Source organism: Citrobacter sp. Cpo015, from assembly GCF_030333035.1.
Lineage (GTDB): Bacteria > Pseudomonadota > Gammaproteobacteria > Enterobacterales > Enterobacteriaceae > Citrobacter > Citrobacter portucalensis.
Window position 1 is genome coordinate 1 of sequence record NZ_JAOWGS010000029.1, and the last position, 12,102, is coordinate 12,102.

Sequence of the window (12,102 nt, forward strand, 5' to 3'; positions counted from 1 at the left end):
GCTCTCCTGAGGAGGACAAATCCGCCGGGAGCGGATTTGAACGTTGCGCAGCAACGGCCCGGAGGGTGGCGGGCAGGACGGCCGCCATAAACTGCCAGGCATTAATTTAGTGAAGAAGCCCATCCTGACGGATGGGCTTTTTTGCGTCTGTGCGGAATGAAAACCGCCGGATGCGGCGTGCCGCCTTATTCGGCCTACAGGGGCCGGGCTGAACGTATTTTGTAGACCTGATAAGCGCAGCGCATCAGGCAACACGGCGGTACATTGCCGGATGCGGCGTACCGCCTTATCCGGCCTACAGGGGCTGGGCTGAACGTATTTTGTAGGCCTGATAAGCGCAGCGCATCAGGCAACGCGGCGGTACATTGCCGGATGCGGCGTACCGCCTTATCCGGCCTACAGGGGCTGGGCTGAACGTATTTTGTAGGCCTGATAAGCGCAGCGCATCAGGCAACGCGGCGGTACATTGCCGGATGCGGCGTAACAGCCTTAATCGACCAACAAAAGCACACTGTCTCGATCTACTACACGGATCTCTCCCTCAGAACATATCTGAATCCTTTCTCTGCTAATTAAAATCGTGATCTTTACCGCACAATAAGATATAACAATTATATAACATTCTATTCACTAAAAAACACACAACCATCATTGATAAATTCACGCGATCGTTGGCAGGGGTACAATTCTAATGGCTGATAGTAGTGTAACTGAGAACGGGGCGCTGGCAGACGGCGATACCCGTCGTCGTATATGGGCGATTGTCGGAGCATCATCAGGGAATCTGGTCGAATGGTTTGATTTCTATATCTATTCATTCTGCTCTCTTTATTTTGCTCATATCTTTTTTCCATCAGGAAATACCACCACACAACTCTTACAAACCGCCGGCGTTTTTGCCGCTGGCTTCTTGATGCGACCAATTGGAGGCTGGCTGTTTGGCCGTATCGCGGATAAGCACGGGCGTAAAAAGTCAATGTTGCTGTCCGTTTGTATGATGTGCATGGGATCGTTGGTGATCGCTTGTCTACCGGGATATGAAACTATCGGTACCTGGGCGCCTGCGCTATTACTGCTGGCAAGGCTATTCCAGGGGTTATCTGTCGGTGGTGAATACGGAACCAGCGCGACCTATATGAGTGAAGTCGCCGTTGAAGGTAAGAAAGGTTTTTATGCTTCATTCCAGTACGTAACGTTAATCGGCGGACAGTTACTGGCATTACTGGTTGTGGTCATATTACAGCACACGTTAGAAGACTCTGCGCTCAGAGAATGGGGTTGGCGTATTCCATTTGCGTTGGGCGCCGTGCTGGCTATTGTTGCGCTATGGTTGCGTCGCCAACTGGATGAAACCTCGAAACAGGATGTTCGCGCGCTGAAAGAAGCGGGTTCCCTGAAAGGTCTGTGGCGTAATCGCAAAGCTTTTGTCATGGTGCTTGGTTTTACCGCCGCGGGATCATTGTGTTTTTATACGTTCACAACCTATATGCAGAAGTACCTGGTTAACACAGCCGGTATGCATGCCAACGTAGCCAGCGGGATTATGACGGCGGCATTGTGTGTGTTCATGCTGGTACAACCGCTGTTCGGCGCCTTGTCAGACAAAATTGGCCGGCGTACTTCAATGCTGTGTTTTGGCGCGTTGGCCGCGATTTTCACCGTTCCCATTCTGACAGCATTGCAAAGCGTAACATCCCCGTATATGGCGTTTGCTCTGGTGATGTGTGCTCTGTTAATCGTCAGTTTCTATACGTCAATTAGCGGTATTCTGAAGGCTGAAATGTTCCCGGCGCAGGTGCGCGCTCTTGGGGTCGGCTTATCTTATGCGGTGGCCAATGCGCTGTTTGGCGGTTCAGCCGAATATGTCGCGTTGTCCCTGAAGTCTGTTGGTATGGAAACGACATTCTTCTGGTACGTCACTGGGCTGGCAGTAGTTGCGTTTTTAGTATCGCTAATGCTGCATGGGAAAGGGAAAGGTCTGCGCCTCTAGTAATGTGCCAGTTGCCAGACCGCATAGCCGGTAGATGCGCCTGCAACATCCCAGGCGAAGTCCTTCCAGCTCCAGCCGCTCCCTGCGGGACGGCTGTCCCATAGCTCTTTTGACGCACCCAGGCTGACTGAGAACATCAGGCCGATAGCCGCACTGCGATCGCGGCTGTTGCCCTGATGTTGGGCATATTCATTGCCGGCTGCGGCAAGCATGGCGGAGGCGATGAAGTGTTGAGCTTTGTCTTGTCCGCTCCACTGGTCGTTAGCCATATGGCTGCAGCCCGAAATGGCAAGGACACTGGTAAGAATGAACAGGCGCACCGTTACCTCCATATGAAAAACCCCGTCACTGGACGGGGTCTTGATTACAGAATACGGCTAATTAATCTGTCTATACGAATACGGCGTAGTCGACGGATGAGCTTACGCACTTTGACTGGATAGTCAGCAATGCTTTGCAGGTCGCGATAGTGCTTAACGACGGTAGTATGCGTACGGATAAGCTCCAGCTCTTTATCGCGCTGAGGGGTGAGCTCTTGCTTAGGATCGTGGATAAGGATGGCGTTTTCCAGATCCAGACGCCAGGCGCGAGGGTTAAGGTTGTTGCCGGTGAGCAGCATCCATTTATCATCAACCCACATACCTTTCAGATGATAGGTATTGTCATCATCTTTCCATAAGCGCACGACCAACTGGTCGGTATTCACGTAATACTGCAATCTGCTCAAGAAACGGCGCAGATTTATTTCATACAGATAAGGCAGCGCACCGATGATCTTGAATGGCTCATCTTCCGGGATGAAAAAGTCGTTGGCGGTTTTATCACCGACAATGATTTCAACCTTTTTCCCTTCACGCAGCAGTTGAATGATATTGCGCACCAGTATGGCGGGAAGGTTGAAATAAGGGGTACAGATTGTAAGCTTGTGCTCCGCGCAGGGCATAAGATGGAAAATGGTCTTATTTAACAGACTGGATTTCCCAAGGCCCACCAGAGGCGTAACCGAAAGCTGTTCGTTATCAGCATCACCCTGAAAATGGAATGACGCATCGCGCAGTTCCTGACGGTACAGGCGGATGTCGTTTTTAATTTCTGGGCTTTTAGGGCGGTTGATATCATCAAGACGGTTAACGCCGCGACCGTTCATCAGGTTTTGCGTCACCCAATCGAACATGATATCGGCCATTTGCGCGTTGCGAATCAACTGATAACGGTCATAGCGATATTTATCATGCTGATGCAGGTAAACATCGTTCAGACTGGCCCCGCTGTACAGGACGCTGTCATCAATGATAAAGCCTTTGAAATGCAGGACGCCAAGCGCTTCGCGGGTGTTAATCGGAACGCCATAGACAGGAATATCGATACCAGGGTTTTCTTGCGCCATTCGGCAATACCAGTCAGCATTGGTATTGGATGCCGCAGCACCAATACGACCGCGCTGGGCTCGGTGCCAGTCGACAAGCACCCGGACATCCAGTTCAGGACGCAGCCGTTTTGCCGCATAGAGAGCGTCAAGTATGCCTTTACCACCGTCATCCTGTTCCAGGTACAGCGCAATAATGCAGATCCGTCGCGTCGCGCTGGCTATTTTTTCCAGCAGAGTCTCCCTGAAATTAGCGGGAGCATAAAAGAAATCTACATCATCAACTGACTGAGAAATCTTGGGTAGTTGGGCAAGGTGTTGTTGATGTTTATTACGCTTAAATTTTGACAACATCACAGTGCATTTCTTCTCTGTTCATTGAAGGGTCCTCTGTGCTATGCAGACGACATAAGCGGGCAATGATACCACCAGTACCCATTAATGTGGTCAACATTTCCAGTACCTTACTCACGATTCCTCACATTGGGCCAGATTAAGCGTTAGCCCAACAATTCCCTCTTCGAGCTGGACGTCAACAACAAACCCGAGTTTTCGGGCCAGGGCGACCATCCCACGATTGTTCGGCATCGTAATACCATTCAAACGTATAAGTCCGTGATCTCGAGTATAGGCAATTAATTTTTCCATCAATCGGCGACCCAGTCCAAGCCCTTTGAGATCGGAACGAACCAGTACGGCAAACTCAGCGTCTACGTTATCAGGATCCGAGATTGCTCGCGTTACGCCGAGGATCTCTTCGTGATTATCTTTACAACGCACCGCAACAAAGGCCATTTCCCGATCGTAGTCGATCTGCGTCATATTGGCTAAATCTTCGTGGGTAAATTCGTTGATCTCACTGAAATAGCGATAATAAAGATCTTCTTTTGTCACCTGAGAAATGAACTGCTGAAGATGAGGTTCATCCTCCGGCAAAATGGGGCGGAACAGACAGCGCTCGCCGTTCTTCAACTCCACCCACTCTTCAAGCTGATGAGGGTAGGGACGTACAGCCAGTCTGCTTTCGTTATCGCCCGTGAAAGGGGCAATATCCAGCGTAACGTCCAGCGCGGTAAATTCTCCGGCCGAGGCCAGCAGCGGATGAATATCCAGACGCTGAATTTCCGGGCAATCGACGATCAGGTTGGAGACCTGCACCAGAAGTTGGCTCAACCCGGCGATATCCAATGGGCGCAGTGCGCTGCGCGCGCGGATCTTTTTATTTTTGATCCCCTGGATCACCAGATAACGCGCCAGATTCATGTTCAATGGCGGCAATGCCACCACGGCTTGATCTTCCGGTCGCCACTCAACACCACCTTCACCCAACATAATCAACGGGCCAAATACCGGGTCGTGTTCAACGACGACACGAAGCTCCTGAGCGCCGGCGCGATTCGCCATACTTTGCACTAATAAGCCGTGAATGCGTGCCTGCGGCCAGGCCATTTTTACCCGATCGAAAATTGCATTGGCGGCCTGCTGTACTTCAGTGGCTGTACGCAGGTAGAGCATCACCCCCTGAACTTCTGATTTATGCGGAATATCAGGAGAACGCAGCTTGAGCGCCACCGGGTAGCCGATTTGCTCCGCGATGTGTACGGCTTCCGCGCTGTCGCTGGCGATCCACGTTGGCAGCGTGTGTAAGCCATAAGCCTGTAAAATCGGCTGCACTTCATGGGTATCAAGCGATGTCGCTCCTTCAGCAATCGCCCGCTGTAACAGATTATGCGCTTCGGCGGTGTTGGAGGTCAGGCTGTCAGGCAGCGCAGGCGTTTCCCGCAGCTGCTTCTGGTTTCGCCGATACTCCACCATATGCATAAATGCGGTGATGGTACCTTCCGGCGTGCGGTAGGTGGGCAGTCCGGCTTCGCTAAACAGTCTGCGGGCTTCCTGAGAGGAAAACTCTCCGCACCAGTTGGTCAGCAACGAGACGAATTTTCCTCGGGGGTGATGCTTTACCGCTTCAATCAATGCCAGTGCGCTTTCGGTTCCGGGAGCGGCTGCGCTGGGTGAATGAATCACCATCAGCGCGTCGAAATCCTGGCTGGCGAGCAAAATATCCAGCGTCTTAACGTAGTGTTCGCTGCTGGCGTCATCACGCAGATCCAGCGGGTTGGCGATATCAACATGTTCAGGCAATGCATCGCGTAATTTCTGGCAGGTGTCTTCACTCAACGTCGCCAACTTGCCATTTTTTGACCACAGTTCATCTAATGCCAGTGCGGCAGGCGCGGCCCCATTGCTGATGATCATCAGCCTGTCGCCACGTAGTGGACGCATGTGGCTCAGGGTTTCGACCGCCGAAAACAGCTCGTGAGTGTCTTGCACGCGTAATAAACCGGCACGCTGAATAGCGGCATCCCACGCAGGGTCCATCCCGGCGCTGGTATGCAGTAAACGCTGCGCCGCTGGACTACGACCGCTCTTAATCACCAAAATAGGTTTATTGCGCGAGGCGCTGCGGGCGGCGGAAACAAAGCGTCGGGCATCACTTAAATGCTCGAGATACAGCAATATCGCGCTGGTTTTGCTGTCGCGCGCCAGGTAATCCAGCAGCTCATCAACGTCGATATCCAGGCTATCACCCAGCGCGATAAAGTAAGAAAAGCCCATTTCTCTCTGCTGTGCCCAGTCGAGTATGGTATTGGATACGGCAGCGGATTGAGAGATAAAAGCCAGCTTGCCGCGCTTAATCGGGACGGGGGAAAAGCTGGCGTTAAGCCCTTGCCAGGGCGCGAGAAGTCCCAGGCTGTTGGGGCCCAGCAAACGTATGTTGTAGCGTGATGCGCAGGCCAGCAGCTCTGCGTGCTGCGCCGCGGGAGCTGAAAGAATAATGCAGGTTTTACAGCCTTTCTCGCCAAGCGCTTCGAGTAACGCAAGGTTACGGCTGGCATTGGTGCACAACACGGCGAGATCCGGGCTAAAGGGCAGGCTGTTGATATTGGGCCATGCCAGTACGCCCAGCACCGCTTTCCATGCGGGCGTCACCGGTAAAACAGGTCCATTGAAACCGCCGGCAAGCAGGTTACGCATCATCAGGTAACCCGCGCGATTAGGCTTCATTGACGCCCCAATCACCGCAATGGATTTCGGTCGCAGTAGTGCTTCCAGACCACGCTGACTCATATCGGCTTCCTTAATGACACCAGTGACCGAATGATTTTAAACGTTTTCTGATGAATCTGCTGTGACGCTTCCCTGATGTTGAGTTTTTCCTGCCAGGTAGCGGGTTTTAAAGCGAGTGAAATGATCGCTTAACCCTTCTGCGGCTTGCGTATCTCCCGCCAGATCCAACAAGGCGATGGCCACTTCGGCAGTGCAATATTGCCCTTCAGCGTGAACGCCACGCAGGTGGTAAGCAGAAAGGCGTGATAAATCAACGGAGATCACCGGTAGGTTATCGAGGTACGGGCTTTTGCGGAACATTTTACGCGCCTCAGGCCAGGTACCGTCGAGCATGATAAACAATGGTGGCTTACCGGCTGGTGGCGTGAAAATCACTTCACGCTCTTCACCCGCATAGGAGGCCGGGAATACAACCATCGGCTGGTAATCCGGATTTTTCACCAGTTCCAGCAGCGCCTGCGGCGGCTCGGTGCGTGACCACTGAAAAGCCGTGGTATCGGGCAGAATATCAGCAATCAAACGCCCCGTGTTGCTGGGCTTCATCGGCTCGGTATCAAACATCACCAGACAAAAGCGACTTTTTGCCTCTGAGGGTGCCAGCGTTGCGCACAAGCAGAGTTTCTGCGGCAGCAGGCAGCGCTGACAGCGGCGAACGCGATTACCTCGGGCAAGGAAAGGACGCGTGGCGCGCGCGAGGCGCTCAGCGCGTAACTGAAGAACAGCGTTATCGGTCATGGGGAAACACGTTGAAAAACGCTATTGTCGCAGAGGTGAAAACGGGGCACAAGATGCGCCCCGTAGAGATTATAATGATTCGTTAAGCCAGCTATCAAATGGGGCTTTTGGTACAGCGCCGTTAAGCATGTCGACGATTTCCCCTTTTTTGAAAATCATAATGGTCGGAATGCTGCGGATACCGAAACGGGCGCTGAGTTCACGCTCGGCTTCCGTATTCACTTTAACAAAACGCACTTTACCGCTACGCTCTTCCGCGACATCTTCAAAAATCGGGGCGAAGTTACGACATGGACCACACCAGGGGGCCCAAAAGTCAACGACCACCGGGAGATCGTCTTTTAACAGTTTATCCAGTGTCTCACCGGTCGCATTGATCACCTCCCCATCAAACAGGTCGTGACCACAGCGTCCGCATTTAGCCGCTTCCTGGACACGATCGTCGGGGATGCGGTTGATAGCCTGGCAGCTGGTACAAACGGTATTCATAACTAACCTCTGGATGAGTGGAGTGGACTTCACGGCAGGAACGCCAGTATGTTTCTATTATGTTACATATTATCGGGGAGTCTGTTCTAAACAACAATGCGTTTTATTCAATGAGTACAATAGTCCTTAGCTTTTAAATGAAATAATGGCTAACGACGTGCACATCGGGTAATCTGCGCGCTTCGCGCAGAGCAGGTGGAGAAAAACATGAGCGACGAACTGAAGAACAAAAACGGCAAGGTCAAAGTGATGTACGTCCGCAGTGACGATGACTCGGATAAACGCACCCAAAATCCACGTACTGGCAAAGGCGGCGGTCGCCCCGGTACTTCCCGAGCCGAAGGCGGTCGTCGCCCTGCCCGTGATGACCGAAAGGGTCCGAACAGCGAACGCGGTCGTGAACGTGGTCGTGACCGCGATGTAGAACGTGACCGCAGACGTGAAGATTCACCGTGGCGTACCGTGTCCCGCGCACCGAATGATGACGCAGCGGATAAAGCCGATCACGGCGGTATTAGCGGTAAGAGCTTTATCGATCCTGAAGTATTACGCCGTCAGCGTGCGGAAGAAACCCGCGTTTACGGTGAGAATGCCTGTCAGGCTCTGTTCCAGAGTCGTCCGGACGCCATCGTCCGCGCCTGGTTTGTTCAGAGCGTAACCCCGCGCTTTAAAGAAGCATTACGCTGGATGGCGGCAAACCGCAAAGCCTATCACGTGGTTGACGAAGCCGAGCTGGCGAAAGCCTCTGGCACTGAACACCATGGTGGCGTCTGTTTCCTGATCAAAAAACGTAACGGTACTACCGTTAAGCAGTGGGTCGGTCAGGCAGGGGCGCAGGATTGCGTGCTGGCACTGGAAGATATCGCTAACCCGCATAACCTGGGCGGCATGATGCGTAGCTGCGCGCACTTCGGTGTGAAAGGCGTAGTGGTTCAGGATGCGGCGCTGCTGGAATCAGGTGCGGCCATCCGTACCGCTGAAGGTGGTGCAGAGCACGTTCAGCCGATTACCGGCGACAGCATTGTTGATGTGCTGGACGACTTCCGCCAGGCGGGTTACACGGTTGTGATGACCTCAAGCGCGAAAGGCAAACCGCTGTTTACTACCACGCTGCCGGAAAAAATGGTGCTGGTATTAGGGCGTGAGCGTGAAGCTCTGCCAGAAGCAGCATGCTCAGCCGACGATCTGTGTGTTGCAATTGACGGCACTGGCAAGGTAGAAACGCTCAACGTTTCTGTGGCAACAGGCGTGCTGCTCGCGGAGTGGTGGCGTCAGAACAAAGCCTGATAATAAAAATGCCAGCGAATCGCTGGCATTTTTTTACTCGCTTTCTGCGGGTAATACCGGCATCCAGTCAATTGGCTTTTCACCTCGTTGTTCCAGCCATTCATTCGCCAGTACAAAGTGATTGCAGCCAAAGAAACCGCGATGCGCAGAGAGCGGTGATGGGTGGGGCGCTTTCAACACATGGTGACGCTGCGTATCAATAATCGCGCCTTTCTTCTGTGCGTGAGAACCCCAGAGCAGGAAAACCACGTCTTCCCGATGTTGGTTAATCAGACTGATGACTTTATCGGTAAATGTTTCCCACCCAAGGCTGGCGTGAGAATGTGCCTGGCCGGCGCGGACGGTGAGTACGGTGTTAAGTAACAGTACCCCCTGGCGTGCCCAGCTTTCCAGATATCCGTGCGTTGGGCGCGTGAAACCTGGAATCGTTGCCTCCAGCTCTTTGTACATGTTCAGCAACGAGGGTGGAGTGGCAATGCCGGGGCGAACAGAGAACGCGAGACCGTGTGCCTGGCCTGGACCGTGGTAAGGATCCTGACCCAGGATGACGACTTTCACGTCACCAAGCTCGGTAAAGCGAAAAGCGTTAAACACATCTTTTTGCGGCGGATAAATTGTCATTCCCGATTGACGCTCGCCGGCAACAGTATGCAGTGTGTTAACAAAATAAGGCTGCTGTTTCTCTTCAGCCAGCACATCGTGCCAGGTTAATTCGGTGGCCATCTCGCTCTCCTGCGAATTTTCAATCCCCCTAGCTTAACTGCTTCTTTCGACGTCGCAAAATTCTGTACGTTACTCAATGGTCTACCCCTTAAAGATAGTTGAAAATTTATGTAAAAAGTTTATCTGCATACATGGCGTAAGTTGATGTAAAACAATAAAATCCACCTATCACCACTTTTCATGTGTGGTTTTTATTGATTTAAATCAAAGATTCAAGGGTGTGTGAGGGGTATATATACACTCAAGCAACAATGGTTTTACCAATTGGCCGGATGACGGCCAACCGAGATCAAATAATTTTGCCGGGGAGGCATCAAATGATTACAGGTATCCAGATTACTAAAGCTGCAAACGACGACCTGCTGAACTCTTTCTGGCTGCTGGACAGCGAAAAAGGCGAAGCACGCTGCATCGTTGCGAAAGCAGGTTTCAATGCTGATGAAGTCGTTGCAGTCAGCAAACTGGGCGAAATCGAATACCGTGAAGTACCGGTAGACGTACAGCCGGAAGTACGCGTGGAAGGTGGTCAGCACCTGAACGTGAACGTTCTGCGTCGCGAAACGCTGGAAGATGCAGTTAAGCATCCGGAAAAATATCCGCAGCTGACCATCCGTGTTTCTGGTTATGCAGTGCGTTTCAACTCTCTGACCCCAGAACAGCAGCGCGACGTTATTGCTCGTACCTTTACTGAGAGCCTGTAAGGCTCACGGGGAATAACCCCGTTTAGTAGAGAATCAAAAAGCGGAAGATGCCAGTGCGTCTTCCGCTTTTTTGCATCTGTTAGTAAAAGATCCTCACCGCGCAATACACCAACAGCAGCGCCAGAATGATATTCAACTGTCGACCGTAACGGCAAAAAACGCGCTGAAAAAGATGGCCCGCCAGCGCCCAGCAGGCATTCCCGAAGGTGCCGATCAGCGCTAACAGAATACTCACCCCAATCAGCCAGTGGGCGTCCTGAGTGTACGGTAATACGAACGTGGATAACGCGGTAATGCCGTACAAAATGATTTTCACGTTAACAAACTGCAAGCCAAAACTTGCCCAGAAGCTAATCGGCTCTGACTGCAATCTATCGTTCGAGGTCGGGCTGGTGGCGATCTTCAGCGCCAGCCACAGGATATAAGCGGCCCCAGCCCAACTAAGCAAATGGATGATGGCTGGATCCATGACCGCCAGTGAAAATGAAATCCCGGCGCACATCAGCATGACGATTAAAAAGCCCAGGCTCATTCCGGCCAGTACGCGTGTACTCTGACGAAAACCGTGTGACGTCGCGGCACTGAGCGCAAGGATGTTGTTTGGTCCGGGAGTTAGCGCGGTAATCAATGTATAGGTCCAGAATGCACTTAAAAGGGTGGGGGTCACTTGTTATCTCCTTTGTTTTGATAGACAGTACCCGAGACTAAATATTTAAAAAAATGAATGTTTTTGCATTCTGAATTCGATATTTTCGATGGGTTGGTGCGGATGGATTTACGTCGGTTTATTACGCTAAAAACGGTGGTGGAAGAGGGCTCATTTCTGCGGGCATCACAAAAACTGTGCTGTACGCAATCAACGGTTACCTTTCATATTCAACAGCTTGAGCAAGAGCTTTCGGTGCAGTTGTTTGAAAAAATTGGTCGCCGGATGTGTCTCACCAGTGAGGGAAAACGGCTGATGCCGCATATCCATGACCTGACGCGCGTGATGGCATCGATTCGACAGTCGGCACATCAGGATGCGCAGCCGAGCGGCGATCTACGTGTCGCAACAGGTGAAACGCTGCTGGCGTATAAAATGCCGCAGGTTTTACAGCGATTTAAACAACGTGCGCCCCATGTGCGGCTGTCTTTACAGTCGCTGAATTGTTATGTCATTCGCGATGCATTGCTCAGTGATGATGTTGATCTGGGGGTCTTTTATCGGGTGGGTAATGACGATGCCCTGGAGTTGATGCCGCTTGGCGATCAGTCACTGGCATTAGTTGCTTCGCCACTGCTTCAGCACGTTGATTTTACTCAGCATAACCAGCACATTCCCTGCAGTTTTATCATTAATGAGCCGCAATGTATTTTCAGACAACGCTTCGAGGGGCTACTGCGTAAACGACAGATTACGCTGGAAAATACCATTGAGTTATGGAGCATTGAAAGTATTAAGCAGTGCGTATCGGCAAATCTTGGGATCAGCTTTTTGCCGCATTTTGCCGTCGAGAAGGAGTTACGTTCAGGGGAGTTGATTGAATTACCGTTCAGTGAACAACCTGAGTTAATTACGGCATTGTGTGGTTATCATGCCGGAAAAGTCGTTAGCCCGGCGATGCGGGTGTTTCTTGAGTGCATTGAAGAGAGTTTTGCATCACGTGAAAAAATGCCGGGCTAAATGGCCCGGCATTCGG

11 protein-coding genes are annotated in these 12,102 nt (G+C 51.9%); 4 read left to right on the forward strand and 7 right to left on the reverse strand.

Translation table 11 applies throughout. The annotated features are described in order from the left end of the window. Positions 1-691: 691 nt before the first annotated feature. Positions 692-1,990 carry an MFS transporter gene (locus OGY67_RS10570; protein ID WP_286573941.1) on the forward strand — a complete coding sequence of 433 codons (1,299 nt, stop codon included), beginning with the start codon at positions 692-694 and terminating at the stop codon, positions 1,988-1,990. Here OGY67_RS10570 and OGY67_RS10575 read toward each other — a convergent pair. From OGY67_RS10575 to trxC, 5 genes are all read right to left on the reverse strand, one after another. Continuing rightward, positions 1,987-2,322 (reverse strand): YfiM family lipoprotein, encoded by a 336-nt coding sequence (locus tag OGY67_RS10575; RefSeq protein WP_008785509.1) that lies wholly within the window; start codon positions 2,320-2,322, stop codon positions 1,987-1,989. The two genes, OGY67_RS10570 and OGY67_RS10575, sit on opposite strands and share 4 nt — an antisense overlap. 32 nt (positions 2,323-2,354) lie before the next feature. Continuing rightward, complete coding sequence (pssA, locus tag OGY67_RS10580; protein ID WP_286573953.1) at positions 2,355-3,710, reverse strand: CDP-diacylglycerol--serine O-phosphatidyltransferase; 1,356 nt, start codon at positions 3,708-3,710, stop codon at positions 2,355-2,357. A 114-nt stretch (positions 3,711-3,824) separates the two neighbouring features. Then, positions 3,825-6,485 (reverse strand): bifunctional acetate--CoA ligase family protein/GNAT family N-acetyltransferase, encoded by a 2,661-nt coding sequence (locus tag OGY67_RS10590; RefSeq protein ID WP_057066699.1) that lies wholly within the window; start codon positions 6,483-6,485, stop codon positions 3,825-3,827. Positions 6,486-6,521: 36 nt separating this feature from the next. Next, positions 6,522-7,220, reverse strand: coding sequence for a tRNA-uridine aminocarboxypropyltransferase (tapT, locus tag OGY67_RS10595; protein WP_003835347.1), 699 nt, complete (start codon positions 7,218-7,220; stop codon positions 6,522-6,524). 69 nt (positions 7,221-7,289) lie between these two features. Beyond that, on the reverse strand, positions 7,290-7,709 hold the full coding sequence (gene trxC / locus OGY67_RS10600; RefSeq protein WP_008785506.1) for a thioredoxin TrxC: 420 nt from the start codon (positions 7,707-7,709) through the stop codon (positions 7,290-7,292). 207 nt (positions 7,710-7,916) lie between these two features. Here trxC and OGY67_RS10605 point away from each other — a divergent pair, with 207 nt between their 5' ends. Next, positions 7,917-8,996, forward strand: coding sequence for a tRNA/rRNA methyltransferase (locus tag OGY67_RS10605; RefSeq protein ID WP_048234691.1), 1,080 nt, complete (start codon positions 7,917-7,919; stop codon positions 8,994-8,996). A gap of 33 nt (positions 8,997-9,029) precedes the next feature. Here OGY67_RS10605 and ung read toward each other — a convergent pair whose 3' ends face one another. Next, a complete protein-coding gene (gene ung / locus OGY67_RS10610) occupies positions 9,030-9,719 on the reverse strand; it encodes a uracil-DNA glycosylase (RefSeq protein ID WP_060683405.1) in 690 nt (229 codons plus the stop codon). Positions 9,720-10,036: 317 nt separating this feature from the next. On the opposite strand from ung, the gene grcA reads away from it, so the two are divergent. Next, entirely contained in the window at positions 10,037-10,420 is a 384-nt protein-coding gene (gene grcA, locus OGY67_RS10615) for an autonomous glycyl radical cofactor GrcA (RefSeq protein WP_003037563.1), read from the forward strand. Between the two features lie 79 nt (positions 10,421-10,499). On the opposite strand, the gene eamB is transcribed toward grcA, so the two are convergent. Next, positions 10,500-11,087 (reverse strand): cysteine/O-acetylserine transporter, encoded by a 588-nt coding sequence (gene eamB / locus OGY67_RS10620; protein WP_128611209.1) that lies wholly within the window; start codon positions 11,085-11,087, stop codon positions 10,500-10,502. Between the two features lie 102 nt (positions 11,088-11,189). On the opposite strand from eamB, the gene OGY67_RS10625 reads away from it, so the two are divergent. Beyond that, on the forward strand, positions 11,190-12,086 hold the full coding sequence (locus OGY67_RS10625; RefSeq protein WP_100247265.1) for a LysR family transcriptional regulator: 897 nt from the start codon (positions 11,190-11,192) through the stop codon (positions 12,084-12,086). The last annotated feature ends 16 nt before the right edge of the window (positions 12,087-12,102 follow it).